Consider the following 19,450-nt stretch of genomic DNA (forward strand, 5'->3'; position numbering starts at 1 on the left):
GGCGGTGATGATGCCCTTGATGCGCGGGTGGTCGGGCGCGACGCCGTAGCGGATCAGACCGAAGGGCGCGGGCATGCGCTCGTAGAGGTCGATGCTCACTCCCCCGTCTGAGCAGGCATCGGACTTCATCAACGCGTCGGCGGCGTAGATACCGGCGGGCCCGGCGCCGATGATCGCCACCCGCAGTGGGGTTCTCATTTCTCGTACCCCGCGACGAACGGCGTGTCCACGCCGAGTTCGCCCACCGCACCCGCGCCACCAGGCGAACCCAGCGCAGTGTCGCGGCCGGGGAGCACCGTGTCGAAGAAGGCCGCGTTCGTGGCGACGAACCCTTCCTGGCCCGGCGGGATATCGTCGTCGAGATAGATCGCCTCGACTGGGCAGACCGGCTCGCACGCACCGCAATCCACGCACTCGGTCGGATGGATGTAAGCCATCCTGTCACCGGTGTAGATGCAATCGACCGGGCATTCCTCCACGCAAGCGCGATCCATGACGTCCACGCAGGCGGCTCCGATGACGAAGGTCATGGCTGTAGTTCCTTCTCGTTGGGCTCGCCGAGGGCGGCGAGGATTTCGTAACGCAGACGCGCGAATTCGGGTTCGAATCGGGCGCCGGGTGCGCGCGGTGAGGCGATCTCGATGACGCGCTGAATGCGGGCAGGGCGCGGGGTGAGCAGAACGATCCGGTCGGCCAGCAGGAGCGCCTCGTCGACGTCGTGGGTCACGAACAGCACCGTGGTTCGGCGTTGCTGCCACACCGAGATGAGCAGGCGCTGCATATCCGCGCGGGTCTGCGCGTCGAGGGCGCCGAACGGTTCGTCCATCAGCAGCACCCGTGGCTGCGCGGCCAACGTTCGCGCCAATTGCACGCGCTGACGCATACCGCCCGAGAGCGCACCGGGCAGGTGATCACCGAACTCTGTGAGCCCCACCAGGTTCAGCAGTTCCTGGGCTTCGATGCGGCGGCTGCGCCGTGATACCCCGCGCAGTTTCAGCGCGAATTCGACATTGCGCCGAGCGGTGCGCCACGGCAGCAACGCGTCCTCCTGGAACACCATCGAGCAGTGCTGCGCCGAGGGTCCACCGTCGACCGTGACCGTCCCACCGATCGGCGGCAGCAACCCGGCCATCGCCCGCAGGACCGTGGATTTGCCGCAGCCCGATGGGCCGAGCAGTACCACGATCTGACCCGCGTCGACATCGAGATCGACTTCGGCGGCGAGACTTTCACCGTAGGCGATACGCAACCCGTGCAGCCGCACCGCGGCGCCGGCGCTCATCGCTGCGCCCTCGGAAGCCACCGGTTCACCCGGCGACCCGCCAGTTCGACCAACCAGGCGGTGAACCAGCCGAGCAGGCCGATGGTGAGCATTCCGACGATCACCCCCGGATAATCCAGGAGCCCGTAGGACTGCCAGGTGAAGTACCCGATACCGAACTGACCCGAGATCATCTCCGCGCTGATCACACAGATCCAGGCCACACCCATCGCCACCGACAGCCCGGAGAAGATGCCGGGCAGCGCGCCGGGCAGCGCGATCTGGAACAGGATGTCGCGGCGGCGGGCGCCGAGGGTGTGGGCCGCCTCTTCCCAGACTTTGGGCAGCGCGTGCATGGCGTGGATGGTGCTCACCGCGACCGGGAAGAACGCGGCGAAGAAGGTGATGAACACGATGCCCTGTTCACCGGTCGGGAACAGCAGGATGGCAAGGGGCACCAGCGCGATCGCCGGGATCGGCCGGAACACCTCGAGCACCGGCCGCACGAGCGCGCTGACCACGGCCGAGCGACCCACCGCCATACCGATCAGCACGCCGGACACCGTGGCGAGGCCGAAGCCGATCAGGATGCGGCGGGTGCTGGAGAAGATGTCACGGTAGTAGGTCGACGCACCGAGCTGCGTGCGAAAGGAGTCGAATACCTGTGCGGGCGTAGGGATCTTGTCGAAACGCAACCAGAACACGACCTGATTGGTGGTGAGCAGGTACCAGCCCAGCAGCAACGCCAACAGCGGCACGGCGGTCAGTACAGCCTTGCGCACCTTGGTGGGAACGGCGAATCGGATGGGTGAACTCGTCGGTGTGGCAACGGTTTCGGGGGCCGCGACGGGCGCGGTGCGGGGTTCGGCGGAAATGGTCATGGTGAGCCTCCTGGTCTCACGTGACGGATCTAGCGGGCCTTCAGTGCTGCCTGGTAGTCGATCACCGTGACGCCCGGATGGGCGGCGGCGTACTGCTGTGCACCGACGCGGGTCGCGAACGGCAAGAGCCGATCGTCGGGGCCGACGGCGGGATCGCTGACCCAGGTCGCGGTCGCGGCGAACAGCCGGATCCCGGTGCCGTGGTCGGGCACGTAGGCGGCGCGGACGGTGGCACCCGTGGCCGCGATCTGCCGCAGCAGACAGGTCGGTGTTCTGGCGACCATGGTTGTCGGGGTGTCGGCGAACCACACTTCCGAGGCGGTGGGGATTCCGTCCACCATTCCCCCGCACGCGGCATCGGTACCGGTCAGTGGTGCGGCGGCGGCCACCGACGCGCGGGCGGTGTCGTAGTCGGCGCCGTACACAGCACGCACGTAGCGGTCGTCGACGAACTCGCCGAGGTCGAGGTCCGCCAGTGCGCCGAGGCTTTTCAGGAACGGCAGCAGCTTGCCGAGCGCGTCCACCTGCTGAGGTTTGATCGTCGGATCGAAGCTCACCAGGCCGTTCGGGCCGTTGTAGAGATACACCACCTCGGCGGGCAACCCGGTGATCTCGGCGACTCGCTGCGCGGCGGCCAGTGGGTTCTGGTTGAGATAGTCCGTGGTTTTGCGCACCGCGGTGAGAAACGCGGTGACGATGTCGGGGTTGTCGGTGCCGAAGCGTTCACTCGCGACGACGGCGTGAAAGGTCGGAATGCCCGCGCTGCCACCGTCATAGAGCAGTTTCGCCTTACCGTCGTAGACGAGCTTCTGTGGCCACGGCACGAACTGAGCCAGCGCGGCCACCTGATCACCCTGCAGAGCCGAGGCGCCGACGGCGGGATCCTGACCGAGCAGCTTCACATCGTCGAGGGTCATCCCGGCCGCGGACAGCCCCGTGGCGAGCATGCCGTGCGCGGCCGACCCGACGCTGGTCGACACGATCTCACCGCGCAGATCTGTGATCGTCGCTGCCTTCGAATCCGTCGGCACCACAATCTGATTCAGCGAACCGCGCAGATTGTAGCCGGTGACGGCGATCAGTTCGGATTTCACGTCGGCGTGATCACGGGTCTTGGATCCGTTGACCAGGATCGGTGCGTCGCCCATCGAGCCGATGTCGACCTGACCTGCCAGCATCTGTGCGGTCAGCGGTGGGCCCGCGGCGAAATCCTTCCACTCCACCTTGTAGGTGAGGCCCTTGGTCTTGCCGAGTTCGGCGAGTTCGGCCTCGAAGGTGCCACGATCACGCAGCAGGGTGCCCGCCGTGACGGTATTGATGGTCTTGGACTGGTAGCCGATGTTCACGGTGACGGTCTTGCCGTCGTCGGCGCCCCCGCAGCCGGTGGCCAGGGAGGCCACCGCGGCGACACCGAGCAGCAGCGCGGGGATTCGGATGCTCATGATGGCTCTCTCAACGCAACAGGAACGGGATGTTCACGGTGACGGCGCCGACCGGGCATCGCGCGGCACACGGCCCGCAGTACCAGCACTCGTCGACGTGCATGTACGCCTTGCCCGAATCCGGGTGGATGGCAAGGGAATCGAGCGGACACATGTCCACACAGAGGGTGCAGCCGTCGATACATTTCGCCTCGTCGACCGAGACGGGGACATCGAGGCGGGCATTGACCTGGGCCATCAGAGTTCCTTTCCAGAGTTGGCGATGCCGATGCGGGCGAAGGCACGGACATCGGCGTCCGGGTCGTCGAGGGCCGCCTGCAGCGCCGAGGTGATGTCGCGTCGCTCGGCGATCCGTTCGGCCAGTGCGCGCACTGCCGCCTTGCGGACGTCGAGATTGGGGTCGGAGACCGCCGACAGCAGCGGTGCCGCGGCGAGTTCGGGGTCCGCGGCGGCCAGGGCGATCGCCGCTGCTTGGCGGACCTGCCACGCCGGATCGGTGATGGCCACGGTGGCCGTCGCGGCGGCGTGTTCGTCGCAGCCGGTGCCCGCCAGACTCGACAGCGCGGCCGCCCGGACGAGCGGTTGGGGATCGGCCGCCAAAGCGAGGAGGGTTACCGCGCCGCGCGGATCACCGACCGCCGCGATCCCTTTCGCGACACCGATGCGCACGTCGTGGTCTTCGTCGGCGGCAGCGACGGCGAGTTCGTCGAGCGCGTCGACCGAGGTGAGGCCGCCGACCACCGTGCGCCGCACCGCGGCATTCGGATCGACCAGCCATCGCGCCAGCTCACCCGCGTCCACCCTGCGGTGTCGCCACAGCGCCTCGATGGCGGCCGAGCGCACCGCAGGCTCCGGTGCGGAGACGCATTTTCGCAGGGCGGCATCGAATTCCGGCCCCGGAACGAGCACTTCGAGGAGTTCGGTGAGCAGACCGATGGCGGCGTGGCGCACGTCGACATCGGTATCGGCGAGCGCGGCGGCGAAGATCGGTGCCGCTCGGGACCAGTCGTCGGTGGTTTCACTCAACACCGACAGCGCGGTGCGGCGAACCTCCGGGTGCGGGTCGGTCAGAAACGGGGTGAGCTCGTCGAGTTCGGGGCATTCGTCGGCGAGCTCGAGCAGGGTCAGCAGCCGCGCGCTCATCGGGCACCCCACGCGCCGACGAGTTCGGGGGCAGCCACATCGGCGACTCCGTCGGGCCGCACGAAACCGGGCACGGGCACGATATAGGGCGCGACCGGCCGAGTCTTGAACTCCATCGCACCGCCTGCACCGCGAAAGAGGTTCAGATGGCAGAACCACTCGGCGTCGTTGCTGGCGGGCCAATCCGCACGCTGATGATAGAGCCCCCACCGACTTTCGGTCCGGCGCAGGGAAGCACGCGCCGCCATTTCGGCACAGTCTCGAATGAAGGTGACCTCGGCGCAGCGCATCAGTTCGTGCGGCGTCTGTCCGCCCATCGCGGCGATATCGGTGCTCATCCGTTCGAAGGCTTCGACGCCGAGCGTCAGATACGACTGCGCCTTGGGCGGCTGCAGGTAGTCGTTGACGAAGCGGCGCAGCTTGTACTCGACCTGCGGCTGTGGCGGGCCGTCGGGGTTGTGCAAGGGGCGGTAGATCAGCTCGTGGGCGGCCTCGATCTGATCGGCCGGCAGGTCCGGGTGTGCTGCGCCGCGCGCGAATTCGCTCGCGTGCTCACCGGCGATGTCGCCGTAGACGAAGGCGCCGATCATGTAGTTGTGCGGCACCAGCGCCATATCGCCGGCCGCGTAGAGCCCGGGCACCGTGGTCGCGGCGTGTTCGTCGACCCAGACTCCCGACGCGGAATGTCCACTGCACAAACCGATCTCGGAAATGTGCATCTCGATGTCGCTGGTGCGGTAGTCGGTGCCGCGGCCTTCGTGGAAGGTGCCACGGGTGGGGCGTTCGGTGGTGTGCAGAATGCCTTCGATCTCGCGAATCGTGGCATCGGGCAAGTGGCTCAGTTTCAGGTAGATCGGGCCGCGTGCGCTGTCGAGTTCGCGTTTGACCTCGGCCATCATCTGACCTGACCAGTAGTCGCAGTCGACGAAGCGGTTGCCTTCGGAGTTGACCTGGTAGCCGCCGAACGGGTTGGCCACATACGCGCAGGCAGGACCGTTGTAGTCCTTGATCAGCGGGTTGATCTGGAAGCACTCGATGCCCGAGAGTTCGGCGCCGGCGTGATAGGCCATCGCGTAGCCGTCACCGGCGTTGGTGGGGTTCTCGTAGGTGCCGTAGAGGTAGCCCGACGCGGGCAGACCGAGCCGACCGCACGCACCCGCCGCCAGGATCACCGCGCCTGCCGAGATGGTGACGAATTCGCCGGTGCGCGTGTCGAATCCGACCGCGCCGACCGCGCGTCCGTCGACGGTGAGTACCCGTACCGGCATCACCCGGTTGCTGATGGTCACCTTGGATCGGACGTCTCGGGCGCGCAGGGTGCGGTAGAGCACCTTCTTCACGTCGCGCCCCTCGGGCATCGGCAAGACGTAGGAGCCGGAGCGGTGTACCTTGCGGACGGCGTATTCGCCGTGCTCGTCCTTCTCGAATTTGACGCCGTAACCTTCGAGGCGTTGCACCATCTCGAATCCCCGGGTCGCGGTTTCGTAGACGGTGCGTTGGTTGACGATGCCGTCGTTGGCGACGGTGATGTCGGCGACGTAATCCTCCGGGCTGGCCTTGCCGGGGACAACGGCGTTGTTGACGCCGTCCATGCCCATGGCCAGTGCGCCGGAGTGCCGGACGTGGGCCTTTTCGAGAAGGAGCACGTTGGCGCCGTGGCGGGCCGCGGTGAGCGCGGCCATGGTGCCCGCGGTGCCGCCACCGACGATCAGGACGTCACAGACGAGTTCTCGCCGGTCGGTCAGCGGTGGAACCTGCATGGGGATCAACCCCTTTCGTTGTTGTCGCGGGTGCGCCGCGGGGTCACCGGGACGCGGTCGAGCCGCCCGGACAGGGAGAACCGGTCGCCGCGATAGCGGATGTATTCGAGATCGACGGGTCGACCGGAGTCGGTGTAGGTGAGCCGTTCGACGAACAGCAACGGAGATCCCGCGCGGACCTGCAACAGTCCGGCGACAGTGGGATCGGCGGCGACCGCCTCGATCGCGACCGCGGCCGAGCCGAGTGGCAGACCGAGTTCGGCTTCGAGGAGGCCGAACACGTCGCAGCCGGCGAGATCCTTGTCCAGGAGTGGGATGCCGACGTCGGCGGTGAGATAGCTGGCGTCGAGCGAGAGCGGAGCGCCGTCGAGGTAGCGCACCCGTTCCAAGGCGACGACCGGGTCGCCGGGCTGCAGCTCGAGCCGTTCGGCGACCAGCGGTGTGGCGGGCACGACCTCGGCGAGCAGGACCTGGTTCACCACCCGGTCACTGCTGGTCTCGAAGGTTTCAGCGAGGCCACGCAGTCGGTCGAGGCCCTGTACCGCCTTGTCGGCGACGACGAATGTGCCCGCACCGGGGACTCGGTCGATCAGGCCCTCGTCGCGGAGCAGAGTGAGTGCGTCGCGGACGATATTGCGGCTGGTGGCGAAGTCGGCGGCGAGCTGGGCTTCGGCGGGCAGTGCACGAGTGCCGTAGACGCCGCTGCGGATGCGAGCGCGCAGGATGTCGCGGATACGCCGGGCCGGTGCGCTGCGTCTGCCCGAACCCGGATCGGGAGGCCGTGGCCTCGCCGAGGAGGCTGGAGTGGCTGTCATGCGGCAAATGCTGCGAACGCCGCGTTACGGCGGACGTTTCGGGCAATTACCGGCCGGTTACGCCAGTTCCTGGTTTTACTCCAGGCCCTCGACCTGCGACGATGCGGTCTCGGTGGGGAGTCCCACCACCGAGCTACGGGCGATTTCGAGGCGCGCGGCCCGATCGACGAGCAGTTCACCGGGTCCCGACGGTGGGGTGTTGCGGCGCCAGATGGCGCGGAATTTGCGGGTCAGGCGGGCCGAGTCGGCCGAGGGGACCTCCACCAGGGTGCCGGTGACGAGGTCCGGTGCGGCGATCAAGCGGCTCAGGACCGCGGGAGCCATGCCCGTTCGGGCCGCCGCCACGATCGCGCCGGTCGAGCCGAGTTCGGCCGCCGGGCCCGTGGGTGGGGCCGCGGTGGCCAGGAGGTCCCATACGGTGTCGCGGGTGCCCGAGCCGGGTTCGCGCCACAGCAAGGCGGTGCCTGCCAGCTCGGTCAGCGTGACCGGAGTCTTGCGCTGCGCCCATGGATGATTCGGTGCCACGACGACGACCAGGTCGTCGGCGCCGAGCACTCGGCTGCCGAGTCCGGCCGGTGGATGCGGGCCTTCCACGAATCCGAGATCGGCCGTGCCGTCCCGCACGAGGCCCGCGACCTGTGTCGAGTTCTCGACTTCGAGCGCGATCACGACTTCGGGGTGATCGGCGCGCAGGGCGGCGAGCCAATGGGGGATGCGATGGTCGGCGATGGTCTTGGAGGCGGCGATGCGCAGGCGTGGGGCTTGTGCGGCGCGAAGCCGGGCGACATCGTCCACGAGGTCTTTGACAGCAGCCAGGACGGTGCGCGCGTGAGCGACGACGGCGCGACCCGCGTCGGTGAGTTCGGAACCGGTCGGCGCACGGTCGAGCAGCTTCACGTGCATGCGCCGTTCCAGCGCGCTGATTCGCATGCTCGCGGCGGGCTGGCTGACCCCGTGTCTGCGCGCGGCGGCACCCAGGCTGCCCAGCTCGGCCACCGATACGAGGAGATCGAGGACCTCCAGGTCGGGGGTTCCGGGTGGCAACGTCATGGCCCGATTATGGGTGACCGGCGGCGCGCCACCACATCAGGCACCGTCGCCGCCGTGATCCGGGCCGAATCGGCGGCGCAGCTTCTTGGCCACCCCGTAGAGGGCGAACGCCGGTTTGAGCGGCATCCATTCGCCGAACCGGTACTCCTGTCCGGGGACGAGTCGGACGGCCAGTTCCGGGCTCTGTTCCGTGAGATAGGCGCGGGCGGTCTCGGCATGGGTGGGCAGTGAGATGATCTTGATCCGGTCGACGTCTTTCAGGTACGGAATCGCGAAAGCGATGTTCTCCCAAGTGGATCGGCTCGATTCCTCCAGGACCAGTTCGCCCTCGTAGCCACAGGTTTCCACGGCGTAGCGCCCCATCAGCGCCGCCTCGGTCTCCGGACCCGCGCAGGCGCCCCCGCACAGCACGAGGCGGGTCTCGGTCGCACGCGGATCGATGGATCGCAGACCGGCGCGCACTCGCCACCGGTTCATGCCGTTGGCGCGCGAACCGGTGTTGCGGTACCCGAGGACCACGACTGCTTCCGACCCTGAGCGTGGCGGGCCGACGCCCCGACGAGAGGCGCGCCGATTCGCCCATTCACCCCACAGCATCAATCCGACACCGGTGGCGACAGTCAGCCGGGTTCGTTTCCGCACGTCTCCAGGAAACCACACACCCCATCGACAGGGCCATAAGCGCAAATTATGACCACCTGCGAATTCGGGCTCTACCTCGGAGTCCTCGGTGGCGCGAGGGTGAAGGAGTGAACCGCGTACCCGCTCTCGCTCCCGGCCTGATCCTGGCCGCACTCCTGGCTACCGTGGCCACGCCGTTCGGCAAGGCGCTGCCGATGATCGGCACGCCGGTGCTCGCGCTCGGCGCGGGCGCCGTCGCCGGGATGGTGCTGCGACGCAAGGACGTGACGGGCGAGACGTTCGGCCCCGGGCTCGATGTCGCCCGCCAGCGCTTGCTCGGGCTGGCGATCGTGCTGCTGGGGCTCGGCCTGCCGCTGGGGTCGGTGATGAGTGTGGGGCGCGAGACGGCGGTGGTGCTGATCGGGACGCTGCTCGTCGGCGGGGTGGCGGCGTTCTTCGTCGGACGGATGCTGGCGGTGGACAAGGAGTCGGCGACCCTCATCGCCGTGGGCACCACCATCTGCGGCGCGTCCGCGATCGCCGCGGCCACCGCGGTCCTTCGGCCCGACAAGCAACGGGTCGCCTACGCCCTGTGCACCATTTTCATCTTCAATGTCACGGCCGTGCTGGTGTATCCGCCGATGGGCCGCGCTCTCGGCCTGTCGCAGGAGGCCTTCGGACTGTGGGCGGGCACCGCGATCAACGACACGTCGTCCGTGTTGGCCGCGGGCGTCATCTTCGGCGCGGCCGCTGCCCAGTTCGCGGTGATCGTGAAAATGGTGCGCAGCCTCGCCATCATCCCGCTCTGCGTCGGCCTGCACGTCGGCCGCCGCCACATCGCCGAGGTGACCGATCTACCTAAGCCCTCTCTGCGTCAGGCGGTCCCGCTCTTCGTGATCCTGTTCCTGGCCGCCTCCGTCATCGCGGGCCTCGGCATCGTCCCGGCCGAACTGACCGCACCGCTCGCCGACCTCAGCGGCTGGCTCATCGCCGCCGTCCTCGCCGCCATCGGCACCTCCCTGAGCCTGGCCCGCCTGCGCACCGCAGGTCCGCGCCCCCTGATCCTCGGCGGCACCCTCGGCCTGATCCTCGGCACCACCAGCCTCGGCCTCATGTCCCTGACCGGTTGGTGCTGACAGCAACTGCCCAGCAGACGACTACGACGGCCTCTCGCACCTGAGCCGCACGGTCGCGCGCAGCTAGGATTGCTGGACATCACATGTCGGCGCGGACAGGAGGATGTCATGAACAGTGTTTGCCGGATCATCGCCACCGCGGGTGCCGCCGCGGCATTGACCCTGGCCACCGCGGGCGTCGCAGCGGCTGAGGAAGCCGAGCCACCTTCGTCGCCGTTGGTCGAGTACATCGAGTCGTGGCCGCCCGCCCCCGAGGGGTGCAATACGATCTGGGACCCGATCGAGAATGCCGTCGAGGACTCGATTCCGCCCCAGTACGAGGCGGAGTTCGACGCGTTCGACGACTGGTGCGAGGGCGATCAGGACTGACGCGCCCTGCTCGGGGCGGTCGACAGTGCGACCGCCCCGATAGACCTATTCCGTCGCGTTGACGGCGTTCATCACCGCGTCCAGCGAGGCCGCCAGGACCGAGGTGTCGCGGCCGAACGCCCACCCGGTGCGGCCCGCCGCTCGGTATTCGACGTAGCTCACGGCAGTGCTGTCGGCGCCTGTGTTCACGGAATGCTGGGTCAGGCCGAGGATCTCGATGGGGTGGCCCGCCTCGGCGAGGGCAGCGGCCAGTGCCTCGACCGGGCCCACGCTGTGGCGTACCGAGCGCTGTTCGTTGCCGTGCGCGGCGAGGACGAGCTCGGTGGTGTCGTCGGCGATCTCCCATCGCACCAGCGTGATTCGGTGTTCGGGGGCGGTGTAGGCCCGCTCGAACAGCGTGAACAGTTCCTTGGCGGTGATCTCCGCGCCGGTCTCGTCGGCGTGTTCTTGGACCCGCTTCGCCAGGTCGATCTGCAGACGCCGTGGCAGGGCCAGCCCGTATGCGGTGTGCAGCAAGTAGGCGATGCCGCCTTTGCCGGACTGTGAGTTGACCCGGATCACGGCGTCGTAGGAGCGGCCGAGGTCGGCGGGGTCGATCGGCAGATACGGCACCTGCCACTGCGATTCGCGTTCGGGGATGTCCTCGGCCGCTGCCCGTCGGCGGTGCTCGGCCATGCCCTTGCCGATCGCGTCCTGGTGGGTGCCGGAGAAGGCGGTGTGGACGAGATCGCCTACGTACGGGTGCCTTTCGTGGATGGGCAGGCGGGTGCAGTGCTCGACGGTGCGGCGGATCTCGTCGATATCGGAGAAGTCGATCATCGGGTCCACGCCCTGGGCATGCAGGTTCAGGGCCAGGGTGGCGATGTCGACGTTGCCGGTGCGTTCGCCGTTGCCGAAGACGCAGCCCTCCACGCGTTGCGCGCCTGCCAGCACAGCCAGTTCGGCGCAGGCGATGCCGGTCCCCCGGTCGTTGTGCGGGTGCACCGACAGGATCACGCCGTCGCGGCGAGCCAGGTTGCGGTGCATGTATTCGATCTGGTCGGCATAGATGTTCGGGGTCGCGACCTCCACTGTCGCAGGCAGATTCAGCGTCACCGGCCGCTGCGGGGCCGCCTGCCACAGCTCGGTGACGGCGTCGCAGATCTCGAGGGCGAAATCCGGTTCGGTCAGGTTGAACACTTCCGGCGAGAACTGGAACCGCACGTTCGGCAGCTCGCCCGCCAGTTCCAGGACGTCGCGAGCACCGGCGACGATCAACTCGCGCAGTTGTGCGCGATCCTTGCCGAGAACCACCGCACGCCAGACCGGCGCGGTAGCGGTGTACAGGTGGATCACCACCTCGTTGGCGATACCGCGCACCGACTCGACGGTCCGTTCGATCAGGTCACGACGCGCCGGGGTGAACACGACGACGGCCACGTCCGGCGGGGCGAGCGGGGTCTCGGCCAGCAGTCGCACGAAATCGAAGTCGGTCTGCGAGGCGGACGGGTAGCCGACCTCGATCTCCTTGTAGCCCATGGCGATCAGCAGCTCGAAGAACCGGCGTTTGCGAGCCGGGTCCATCGGTTCGGCCAGCGCCTGGTTGCCGTCACGCAGGTCGACGGGGACCCACAGGGGCGCGGTGGTCATCCTCGCGTCGGGCCAGTCACGGTGCCCGACAGGGACATCCACGCGCCGATGGACATCGCGGTATCGGTACGACGGCATCGCCGAGTGGCGCTGCCGGTTCCACGCGGGCGCGCCGTCGGCGACAGCGCCCGAGGGGGTGGTCAGGGTGGGGAATTCGGTCATGACTTGCTCTGCTTCCTGGCCACGTCGGGCCACGAGACGACGGCGACCGGCCATGACTGAGCCCCACGGCGGGGCGGCCGGTCGGTCAGGCCCCGCCGTGGCGGCCGAGAAGAAGCGCGGTGTTGGTCATGATGGGTACACTTCTACCACAACTCCTCAGACAAGTAGAGAGGTTTATCGGTGGTATCGCAGGTACGACGTCAACCGCTGGCCGCACAAGCGGCTGAACTCCTGCTCGCGCGGATCCGCGCGGGTGAATGGCCGTTGGGCCATCGGTTACCGGGTGAGACGCTGCTCGCCGCCCAGTTGGGCGTCGGCCGCTCGACCCTGCGCGAGGCGATCCGGGAACTCGCGGGCAAAGGTGTGCTCGACAGCAGGCAGGGCTCCGGGGTGTTCGTCACCGCACTCGACGTCTCCGAGGACTGGGATGTCGTGCTGCGTGGCGCCACCATCGCCGCGGTGATCGAGGCGCGCATCGCGATCGAAGCCGAAGCCGCCGCCCTCGCCGCGCACCGGCGAACGCCCGCTGACCTGCGAGCAATCCGGCGCGCCCTGGCGGGTCGCCGCGCCGAGGGCCAGAGCGTCGCCGCTCACGTCGACGCCGACATGGCCTTCCATCGCGCGGTCATCGTCGCCGCGCACAACGACGTGCTCACCCAACTGTTCGACAGCTTCCTCCCGCGCCTGCGCCTGGCCATGATCGACATGCTCGAGCTGCGCCCGGTTCGCTCCGAGCAGGCCGACCACTGCGCGCACGAGCAGCTGACCCAGGCGATCGCCGACCGGAACCCCACTGCCGCCGCGGAATTCAGCCGCACCCACCTGTCCGCCTTGAAGGATGCCTTCACATGACCGGCGCTCCTGTGATCGAACTCGACGAGGTGACCTTCCGTCGCGACGGCAAGAAGATCATCAACGGCATCTCGCTGACCGTGCGCGCTGGTGAGCACTGGGCTCTGCTCGGCCCCAACGGCGCGGGCAAGAGCACGCTGCTGGGCTTCTGCGGCGCGGTCACCTTCCCCACCACCGGGGCCGTGCGGGTGCTCGGCGAACAGTTCGGCCGGGTGGAGTTGGCTCGGCTGCGCCGCTCGATCGGCCACGTCAACCCGCGTCATCCCCTGCGCTACGCCCTCACGGTGCGCGAGGTCGTCCTCACCGGCGTCACCGGCACGATCGATACGCCGATGCGCTGGTCACCGTCCGCCGACGACCTCGCCCGTGCCGATGCGATCATCGACACCCTCGGTCTGTCCGGAAGATCCGACGACATCTGGCCGACGTTGTCCCAGGGCGAGCGCGGACGCACCCTCATCGCCCGCGCCCTGATCAGCGACCCCCGGGTCCTACTCCTGGACGAACCCTCCACCGGGCTCGACCTGGCCGCCCGCGAACAGCTGCTCACCACCATCGACACCCTCGATCACACCCACCCCGAGGTCGCCTCGATCCTGGTCACCCATCACCTCGAGGAACTTCCGAGCACCACCACCCACGCCCTGCTCATCGCCGACGGCCACACCGTGGCCGCGGGCCCGGCCACCGAGGTCATCACCACCGACCATGTCTCCACCGCCTTCGCCCACCCGATCGAAGTCCGCTACGACGGCCGCTGGAGCGCTCGCGCCCGCTGAGAACCCAGCGCCCATGCGGGCAGCGGTTCCCGCGCGGCGAGCCACTCCGCCGGAATTCCCCGGGTGCGACCGCGATTTCCGGTGCCGGTATGGGCTGCCACGATTCCGCCGACGATCGCGGCCGTGGTGTCGACGTCTCCGCCCGCCTCGATACAGGCGCACACCGCCGCCGGATAGTCGTGGAGGTATGTAGCGGCCACCCACAGGGTGAAGGGCACGGTGTCGTGAGCGCTGACCCTTGCGCCGTTGCCCAGTTCATAGGCAGCCTCGGCGACCGTTCGGCCGAGCAGCTGCCGGGCTCGACGCACACCCTGCGCGGTGCGCCCGTCGACCAGATACGGCTCGACAGCCAGCAGCAATTCGTCAGGCGTACAGCCCTTTTCGCGAGAGGCGGCGGCGTATGCGGCCGCAGCCGCGACCGCCATCGCACCGACGATCGCTTCCGGATGCCGATGGGTCAGCTCCGCGGACATCGCCGCCTGCGCCGCGGCCCGGTCCGGATCTCCGGCGAAATGCGCACCGAGCGGCGCCACCCGCATCGCGGCCCCGTTTCCCCACGATCCCCGCCCGCCGAACACCGCACCCGCCGCTTCGGCCCACGGACGCCCGTCTCGAATCTCGTGCAGCACAACCACTGTGCCCGGACCGTAGCCGCGATACGGTTCGCAACGCTCGGCGAACGCGGCCGCGAGAGCATCGCGATCCACCCTGCCGCGTTCTCGGATCTCGGCGTACACCGAACACGCCATCTCGGTGTCGTCGGTCCATTGCCAGGGTGCGACCGGTGGTCGTCCGGCAAGAAGATCGGGGATCGAGCGCCCGGGGACGAAGAATTGCGCGCCCAGCGCATCCCCCACGGATAAGCCTTCGAGGCTGTCGAAAGAGGCTTCGGAATTCAGCATGCTGAGCGCAATCATCGCCCACCTGCAGCAGGCGCCACAAGACGAGCTCCGAGTCGCTACACCAACTCGACCTCGTCGAATCCGACAGTCAGCTTGTGCCGCCGCTCCCGCAGGACATTGCCTTCCCGGTGGACGGTCCCCTCCCCGAATTCGATGCGCAGCTGTGCCCGCCGCGCGTCGACCTCCCGGACGACACCGCAGATGCCGCTGAACGGGCCCGCCGGGAAATACACGACATCGCCCGGACCGTATTCGGTAATCCCCACGGCGCCACTGTAATTCACCTAACCGCTACTCGCCGTTGTGCGATGAGCCAGGGGAAGGTACACCGGTTCGTACAGATTCCGTGCGGTCGGCGAATCCATCTCTTCGAGGTCGAGGAAGTAGCCACACTGCCACTTCTGCGAGCGTCGCGCCTGTGCGTTCGCTGTCTGCGACCACGGTGGGTAGACCCGGAACCCGCGCTTGCCGCCACGACCGGCGACCGACACGATCCCGTGTTCGACAAGTGCGCTCGTGGGAAACACGAACTGCCCGAAACGCGGTCCGGTGCGGGCGGTGATCACCAGCAGATCGACGCCGTCCTCGGCCGCGAAAGGCTCCGTCGAACCGTCCTCGGCACGCCGCCACACGGAAACGAACAAACCAACCTTCGTCGGGGTCTGCTTGCCCACCCGGAACCTGACCGAACCACCACCCACATTCGAGACGACCGCGCCGTACTCGGCGTTGTCCACCTCGGGAACGGCGGCTGAAATGTGCAGCCCCAGAGCGCTGATGAGATTTCGCGCCTCGGCCACGTCAGGATGCACGGCCGTGGCCGGCCTACTGTTCACCGAGGTCGAAATCGAAGTCGGCGTCGAGGAGTTCGTCGGCGCGGGCCAGGGCCTGGTCCAGTTCGTCGGTGATCGAGTCCATCAGGGAGATGCCGTCGAGCATGTCGGTGAGTTCGGTGTGCAGAGCGTGGAGTTCGGCGATGGCGGGATCGACGGTGGTCCAGGCGACAGTGTCGGACCACCAGGTGTCGCGTTGGACCCAGGACCAGACGATGTCGCGGACCAGGAGGGCGTCGCTGGTGAACAGGTGGCGGTGGGTGGGGCCGGTAGTGTGTTCGAGTTCGTAGGTGCCATCGGGGAGGTAGCGGGCCTGGATGTGGTCCGTGGGGGTCCGGGTGAGCAAGAGGAAGGGGTGTTCGGGCGCGGGATCGGTAGCGGTGAGACCCGGCCGGGCGGGGTCGACGGGGTGCGGCGCGTCGGAGCCGTCACCGACGTGGACTACGACTTCGGGCTGGTCGTCGCGTTGGTCACCCATCGGGCCAGTGTGCCGGATCAGCGAGGGCTCCGAGCGGGCGGACCGATGAATCGGTGACGCGACACTCGAAATCGAGCTGCACCGGGATATGGCGGCGGGTAGCCTCGCCTCGATGACGTGGAAAGCACCCGAACTCGAGCCCACCAGGACCCTGGTAGGCGCTGACGAACGGGCGATGTTGCAGTCCTGGTTGGACTTTCACCGCCAGACGTTGCTCGGCAAATGCGGTGGACTCGACGGCGAACAGCTCGCCACGCGGTCGGTGGAGCCGTCGACGCTGTCGCTGCTCGGGCTGGTCCGCCATCTCACCGAAGTGGAGCGGGGCTGGTTCCGGCTGTCCGCGGCAGGCCAGGAAGTCCAACCGGTTTACAGCACCGATGACGAGCCCGACGCCGATTTCGACAACCTCGCGTCTCTGCCCGCCGAGGAGGTCTTCACCGCCTTCCACGCCGAGGTCGCCGCCTGTGACGCCGCCGTCGCCGACCTCTCCCTCGACCATGTGTTCCACGTTCCGTGGCGCAGCGACGACTACACCCTGCGCTGGGTGTACCTGCACATGATCGAGGAATACGCCCGCCACAACGGCCACGCCGACCTGCTGCGCGAGCGAATCGATGGCGTCACCGGCAGCTTCTGAGTCAGACGGTCCCGGTCACGACGTCGGCGGTGAGCTGATCGAGATCGCCGATGACCGCGTCGGCCAGGGCGAGCACGTCGGGCCGCGGCGGGAATTCCGGGCGCGGCGCCGCGATCAGACGCATCCCGGCGCCGTGCGCGGAGAGCAGACCGTTGGTCGAATCCTCCACGGCTGTACAGTCTTTCGGGTCCACACCGAGACGCTGCGCGACGGTCAGGTAGACATCGGGTGCGGGCTTGCCGCGTCCGACCTCCTCGGTGGACAGCACCGTGGTGAACAGGTCGAGCAGGCCGGACTTCGCGAGCACCAGATCGATCACCGTGGCAGGCGAAGAGCTGGCCAGGCCGAGTTTCCAGCTTCCCGCGCACCGCTGGACCGCCTCGACCGCGCCGGGCAACAGCGGGACGTGATGGGCGTATCGGTCGGCCATCAGATCGATGACGTCGGCAGCCACCTTGCCGGCCGGTTCGGCCACACCGAGATCGTCGGCCAGATACGACGACCACTCGAGGGTGTTCATCCCCATCATCTTCTTCTGCGAATCCGGTTGCCACCGGCCACCTTTGAGGACCACATAATCGTGCCTGACCTGTTCCCAGATGGGTTCGGAATCGATCAGCACGCCATCCATGTCGAACACAACCGCCGCGATACCCATGCGCTCAGCCTTTCGCCGCTCACCCGGAGGGGGCACCACCGGTGGTGCGCCGACGCTCCGGTCCGTAGGACCTACTCGGTGATCGGGACCCAGCCTAGTTGACCTGACACCGATCCCCGGCGCGAACATCCAGCTCGGCAGCGATAACGTGTTGCATATGGACGATACACAGGTCGGCAACTCGCTCCCGGACGAGAAGCATCACGAAGGTGGATTCCGGCCGGTCGCCGAGCTGATCCAGGCGCGGAAGAACCGCAGTGCCGACAACCCGGTGGGCGGGCCGCACTACGGCGAGCTGATCGAACAGGTCCGCGTGCTGATGGACCGCGCGCGGCTGGTGAACCCGTCCGACGAGCTCGCCAAAGAGACCATCGCGACCCTCGAGCAGCTCAATGCCCGCCTCGACGAGGCAGTGGTGGACGAGTGGTCCTCGCCCAGCTGGACCCGCACCGACCTGCCCGCGCGCGGCAACATCACCCTGCCGCCGTACACGGTGGTCAGCGGTGACAGCGACGGCGTCACCGCGAAGGTCACCTTCCGCAGCTTCCACCTGGGCGGCAACAACGCCGCCCACGGAGGGCACATCGCCCTCGCTTTCGACGACATCATCGGCATGACCGCCGCGCTGTCCACCAAGTCGGTGACCCGCACGGCCTCGCTCACCCTCGATTACCGCTCGATCACCCCGCTCAACCGCGAACTGACGGTGCGCGCGTGGACCGAGAAAGTCGAAGGCCGCAAGGTGTACCTACGGGCGACGATGCACGACGACGACCGGTTGTGCGCCGAGGCCAAGGGGCTGTTCATCGTGCTCAATCCCGGCCAGCCATGAGCCCCGCGCCGACATTGCGATCGACGTGATCGCAATGTCGGCCGCGCGCCACGAGGTGGCGCAATAGCGGTTTAGCCGCCGATACCCGCAGGTCGCGCGAACCACCGCCCGGCGTAGAAACATCCCCTGACTTCACGTCGGAATCGCGACGGGCCGAGTGCCGCGAAATCGCCGCTATCGTCGCTGTTCATGCAGGTCAGCGAGAAAACAGGGGCTTCCGAGCCCACCCCGATTCGCGGTCAGCGCGCCGATCGGGCGCGCCGGGTCGCCGATATCCTGCGTCACCAGATCCTGGCGGGCGCGGTGGTGGGCACGGTGCCCGGCGAGCAGGAACTCGCCGCCGAGCACGGCACCTCCCGCAACACTGTGCGCGAAGCGCTGGCGCTGCTGCGTGACGAGGGGCTCATCGATCGCGCCCCGAAACTCGGCACCCGGGTCGCCGCCCGCAAGTTCGACCACGGCCTCGACGCCCTGCTCGGCCTGCAGGAGACCCTCAAAGGACACGGCACCGTCCGCAACGAGGTCCGTGCGGCCACCACGATCACCGCTCCCCCGGCCGTCGCGCGCCGGCTCGAGCTGGCGCCCGGCGACAAAGTCGTCTACATCGAACGCCTGCGGTTTCTCGCCGATCTGCCGCTGAGCCTCGACCTCACCTACCTCGCGCCCGATATCGGCGCCGAGCTGCTCACCCACGATCTCGAGACCACCGACGTGTTCGTGCTGCTCGAACAGATCACCGGCCAGTCGCTGGGCGCCGCCGATCTCGCACTGGAAGCCGTCGCGGCCGATCCACACACCGCGACCACGCTCGATACCCCGGCCGGTGCGCCGCTGCTCATGCTCGAACGACTCACCCACCTCGACGACGGCCGACCCGTCGATCTCGAATACATCCGCATGCGCGGTGACCGCATCACCATGCGCGGCAGCCTCACCCGCAGCACCCCCGAATGGAAGGTCCTGTAATGGCATTGGTCCCCCAGCGCGCCGACGTCCCGGTGACGATCGACGAATCGCTGTGCATCACCGGTTGCACCCTCTGCGTCGACATGTGTCCGCTCGATTCCCTTGCCATCCACGATGATTCGGGCAAGGCCTACATGCACGTCGACGAGTGCTGGTACTGCGGGCCGTGCGCGGCACGCTGCCCCACCGGCGCCGTCACCGTCAACATGCCCTATCTGCTCCGCTGAAAACCGGGAACTCCACG

General features: G+C 68.0%; 23 protein-coding genes and 1 pseudogene. 8 read left to right on the forward strand and 16 right to left on the reverse strand.

Features of this window, described 5'->3' with window-relative positions; genetic code table 11:
- The 10 genes and pseudogenes from ASD42_RS14920 to ASD42_RS14965 form a co-directional block, all read right to left on the reverse strand.
- On the reverse strand, positions 1 to 198 hold a 198-nt coding region (locus tag ASD42_RS14920), incomplete at its 3' end, for an NAD(P)-binding protein (RefSeq protein WP_156677474.1).
- Positions 195 to 530, reverse strand: a complete 336-nt coding sequence (fdxA, locus tag ASD42_RS14925) for a ferredoxin (protein ID WP_056816898.1) — start codon at positions 528 to 530, stop codon at positions 195 to 197. The genes fdxA and ASD42_RS14920, both read right to left, overlap by 4 nt.
- Positions 527 to 1,282, reverse strand: a complete 756-nt coding sequence (locus tag ASD42_RS14930; protein WP_056817273.1) for an ABC transporter ATP-binding protein — start codon at positions 1,280 to 1,282, stop codon at positions 527 to 529. Before ASD42_RS14930 ends, fdxA begins: the two co-directional genes overlap by 4 nt.
- Positions 1,279 to 2,142 carry an ABC transporter permease gene (locus tag ASD42_RS14935; RefSeq protein WP_084465373.1) on the reverse strand — a complete coding sequence of 288 codons (864 nt, stop codon included), beginning with the start codon at positions 2,140 to 2,142 and terminating at the stop codon, positions 1,279 to 1,281. The genes ASD42_RS14930 and ASD42_RS14935 overlap by 4 nt, the downstream gene beginning before the upstream one ends.
- Positions 2,143 to 2,171: 29 nt before the next feature.
- On the reverse strand, positions 2,172 to 3,584 hold the full coding sequence (locus ASD42_RS14940; RefSeq protein WP_056816900.1) for an ABC transporter substrate-binding protein: 1,413 nt from the start codon (positions 3,582 to 3,584) through the stop codon (positions 2,172 to 2,174).
- Positions 3,585 to 3,594: 10 nt separating this feature from the next.
- The gene (locus tag ASD42_RS14945; protein WP_056816902.1) at positions 3,595 to 3,822 is read right to left on the reverse strand and encodes a 4Fe-4S dicluster domain-containing protein; all 228 of its coding nucleotides are present in this window, start codon (positions 3,820 to 3,822) and stop codon (positions 3,595 to 3,597) included.
- A pseudogene (locus ASD42_RS14950) lies at positions 3,822 to 6,487 on the reverse strand (fumarate reductase/succinate dehydrogenase flavoprotein subunit). The gene ASD42_RS14945 and the pseudogene ASD42_RS14950 overlap by 1 nt, the downstream one beginning before the upstream one ends.
- Before the next feature lie 5 nt (positions 6,488 to 6,492).
- Positions 6,493 to 7,302 carry a GntR family transcriptional regulator gene (locus ASD42_RS14955; protein ID WP_056816905.1) on the reverse strand — a complete coding sequence of 270 codons (810 nt, stop codon included), beginning with the start codon at positions 7,300 to 7,302 and terminating at the stop codon, positions 6,493 to 6,495.
- A gap of 75 nt (positions 7,303 to 7,377) precedes the next feature.
- Positions 7,378 to 8,352, reverse strand: a complete 975-nt coding sequence (locus ASD42_RS14960; RefSeq protein ID WP_056816908.1) for a LysR substrate-binding domain-containing protein — start codon at positions 8,350 to 8,352, stop codon at positions 7,378 to 7,380.
- A gap of 36 nt (positions 8,353 to 8,388) precedes the next feature.
- Entirely contained in the window at positions 8,389 to 8,994 is a 606-nt protein-coding gene (locus ASD42_RS14965) for a YdcF family protein (RefSeq protein ID WP_056816911.1), read from the reverse strand.
- A 107-nt stretch (positions 8,995 to 9,101) separates the two neighbouring features.
- On the opposite strand from ASD42_RS14965, the gene ASD42_RS14970 reads away from it, so the two are divergent.
- The gene (locus tag ASD42_RS14970) at positions 9,102 to 10,109 is read left to right on the forward strand and encodes a YeiH family protein (protein ID WP_056816913.1); all 1,008 of its coding nucleotides are present in this window, start codon (positions 9,102 to 9,104) and stop codon (positions 10,107 to 10,109) included.
- A gap of 108 nt (positions 10,110 to 10,217) precedes the next feature.
- Positions 10,218 to 10,478 (forward strand): hypothetical protein, encoded by a 261-nt coding sequence (locus tag ASD42_RS14975; RefSeq protein ID WP_056816916.1) that lies wholly within the window; start codon positions 10,218 to 10,220, stop codon positions 10,476 to 10,478.
- A 45-nt stretch (positions 10,479 to 10,523) separates the two neighbouring features.
- On the opposite strand, the gene ASD42_RS14980 is transcribed toward ASD42_RS14975, so the two are convergent.
- Complete coding sequence (locus ASD42_RS14980; protein ID WP_084787151.1) at positions 10,524 to 12,269, reverse strand: 2-isopropylmalate synthase; 1,746 nt, start codon at positions 12,267 to 12,269, stop codon at positions 10,524 to 10,526.
- A 180-nt stretch (positions 12,270 to 12,449) separates the two neighbouring features.
- Here ASD42_RS14980 and ASD42_RS14985 point away from each other — a divergent pair, with 180 nt between their 5' ends.
- Positions 12,450 to 13,121 carry a FadR/GntR family transcriptional regulator gene (locus ASD42_RS14985; protein ID WP_056816919.1) on the forward strand — a complete coding sequence of 224 codons (672 nt, stop codon included), beginning with the start codon at positions 12,450 to 12,452 and terminating at the stop codon, positions 13,119 to 13,121.
- A complete protein-coding gene (locus ASD42_RS14990) occupies positions 13,118 to 13,900 on the forward strand; it encodes an ABC transporter ATP-binding protein (protein WP_056816921.1) in 783 nt (260 codons plus the stop codon). The genes ASD42_RS14985 and ASD42_RS14990 overlap by 4 nt, the downstream gene beginning before the upstream one ends.
- Here the strand turns inward: ASD42_RS14990 and ASD42_RS14995 are convergent.
- The 4 genes from ASD42_RS14995 to ASD42_RS34400 are packed head-to-tail and all read right to left on the reverse strand — an operon-like array spanning position 13,867 to position 16,113.
- On the reverse strand, positions 13,867 to 14,817 hold the full coding sequence (locus ASD42_RS14995) for an ADP-ribosylglycohydrolase family protein (protein WP_056816925.1): 951 nt from the start codon (positions 14,815 to 14,817) through the stop codon (positions 13,867 to 13,869). The two genes, ASD42_RS14990 and ASD42_RS14995, sit on opposite strands and share 34 nt — an antisense overlap.
- A gap of 41 nt (positions 14,818 to 14,858) precedes the next feature.
- Positions 14,859 to 15,068, reverse strand: a complete 210-nt coding sequence (locus ASD42_RS15000) for a hypothetical protein (RefSeq protein ID WP_056817280.1) — start codon at positions 15,066 to 15,068, stop codon at positions 14,859 to 14,861.
- A gap of 18 nt (positions 15,069 to 15,086) precedes the next feature.
- Positions 15,087 to 15,638: a MepB family protein gene (locus ASD42_RS15005; RefSeq protein ID WP_084787152.1), complete on the reverse strand. Its 552-nt coding sequence runs from the start codon at positions 15,636 to 15,638 to the stop codon at positions 15,087 to 15,089.
- The gene (locus ASD42_RS34400) at positions 15,628 to 16,113 is read right to left on the reverse strand and encodes a hypothetical protein (RefSeq protein WP_056816926.1); all 486 of its coding nucleotides are present in this window, start codon (positions 16,111 to 16,113) and stop codon (positions 15,628 to 15,630) included. The genes ASD42_RS15005 and ASD42_RS34400 overlap by 11 nt, the downstream gene beginning before the upstream one ends.
- 112 nt (positions 16,114 to 16,225) lie before the next feature.
- On the opposite strand from ASD42_RS34400, the gene ASD42_RS15015 reads away from it, so the two are divergent.
- A complete protein-coding gene (locus ASD42_RS15015; protein ID WP_056817284.1) occupies positions 16,226 to 16,750 on the forward strand; it encodes a DinB family protein in 525 nt (174 codons plus the stop codon).
- Between the two features lies 1 nt (position 16,751).
- On the opposite strand, the gene ASD42_RS15020 is transcribed toward ASD42_RS15015, so the two are convergent.
- A complete protein-coding gene (locus ASD42_RS15020; protein ID WP_056816929.1) occupies positions 16,752 to 17,408 on the reverse strand; it encodes an HAD family hydrolase in 657 nt (218 codons plus the stop codon).
- Between the two features lie 157 nt (positions 17,409 to 17,565).
- Between ASD42_RS15020 and ASD42_RS15025 the strand changes: the two genes are divergently transcribed.
- From ASD42_RS15025 to ASD42_RS15035, 3 genes are all read left to right on the forward strand, one after another.
- Positions 17,566 to 18,240, forward strand: coding sequence for a PaaI family thioesterase (locus tag ASD42_RS15025; RefSeq protein WP_056816932.1), 675 nt, complete (start codon positions 17,566 to 17,568; stop codon positions 18,238 to 18,240).
- A 189-nt stretch (positions 18,241 to 18,429) separates the two neighbouring features.
- Positions 18,430 to 19,206, forward strand: coding sequence for a GntR family transcriptional regulator (locus ASD42_RS15030; RefSeq protein WP_056816935.1), 777 nt, complete (start codon positions 18,430 to 18,432; stop codon positions 19,204 to 19,206).
- A complete protein-coding gene (locus ASD42_RS15035; protein WP_056816936.1) occupies positions 19,206 to 19,433 on the forward strand; it encodes a 4Fe-4S dicluster domain-containing protein in 228 nt (75 codons plus the stop codon). The genes ASD42_RS15030 and ASD42_RS15035 overlap by 1 nt, the downstream gene beginning before the upstream one ends.
- The last annotated feature ends 17 nt before the right edge of the window (positions 19,434 to 19,450 follow it).

It is taken from the genome of Nocardia sp. Root136 (assembly GCF_001427185.1).
GTDB classification, from domain to species: Bacteria; Actinomycetota; Actinomycetes; order Mycobacteriales; family Mycobacteriaceae; genus Nocardia; species Nocardia salmonicida.

Coding starts and splice junctions, on each gene's coding strand:
- fdxA (WP_056816898.1), bottom strand. CDS start 530: ATGACCTTCGTCATCGGAGCCGCCTGCGTGGACGTCATGGATCGCGCT.
- ASD42_RS14930 (WP_056817273.1), bottom strand. CDS start 1,282: ATGAGCGCCGGCGCCGCGGTGCGGCTGCACGGGTTGCGTATCGCCTAC.
- ASD42_RS14935 (WP_084465373.1), bottom strand. CDS start 2,142: ATGACCATTTCCGCCGAACCCCGCACCGCGCCCGTCGCGGCCCCCGAA.
- ASD42_RS14940 (WP_056816900.1), bottom strand. CDS start 3,584: ATGAGCATCCGAATCCCCGCGCTGCTGCTCGGTGTCGCCGCGGTGGCC.
- ASD42_RS14945 (WP_056816902.1), bottom strand. CDS start 3,822: ATGGCCCAGGTCAATGCCCGCCTCGATGTCCCCGTCTCGGTCGACGAG.
- ASD42_RS14955 (WP_056816905.1), bottom strand. CDS start 7,302: ATGACAGCCACTCCAGCCTCCTCGGCGAGGCCACGGCCTCCCGATCCG.
- ASD42_RS14960 (WP_056816908.1), bottom strand. CDS start 8,352: ATGACGTTGCCACCCGGAACCCCCGACCTGGAGGTCCTCGATCTCCTC.
- ASD42_RS14975 (WP_056816916.1), top strand. CDS start 10,218: ATGAACAGTGTTTGCCGGATCATCGCCACCGCGGGTGCCGCCGCGGCA.
- ASD42_RS14980 (WP_084787151.1), bottom strand. CDS start 12,269: ATGACCGAATTCCCCACCCTGACCACCCCCTCGGGCGCTGTCGCCGAC.
- ASD42_RS14990 (WP_056816921.1), top strand. CDS start 13,118: ATGACCGGCGCTCCTGTGATCGAACTCGACGAGGTGACCTTCCGTCGC.
- ASD42_RS14995 (WP_056816925.1), bottom strand. CDS start 14,817: ATGATTGCGCTCAGCATGCTGAATTCCGAAGCCTCTTTCGACAGCCTC.
- ASD42_RS34400 (WP_056816926.1), bottom strand. CDS start 16,113: ATGGGTGACCAACGCGACGACCAGCCCGAAGTCGTAGTCCACGTCGGT.
- ASD42_RS15015 (WP_056817284.1), top strand. CDS start 16,226: ATGACGTGGAAAGCACCCGAACTCGAGCCCACCAGGACCCTGGTAGGC.
- ASD42_RS15020 (WP_056816929.1), bottom strand. CDS start 17,408: ATGGGTATCGCGGCGGTTGTGTTCGACATGGATGGCGTGCTGATCGAT.
- ASD42_RS15025 (WP_056816932.1), top strand. CDS start 17,566: ATGGACGATACACAGGTCGGCAACTCGCTCCCGGACGAGAAGCATCAC.
- ASD42_RS15030 (WP_056816935.1), top strand. CDS start 18,430: ATGCAGGTCAGCGAGAAAACAGGGGCTTCCGAGCCCACCCCGATTCGC.
- ASD42_RS15035 (WP_056816936.1), top strand. CDS start 19,206: ATGGCATTGGTCCCCCAGCGCGCCGACGTCCCGGTGACGATCGACGAA.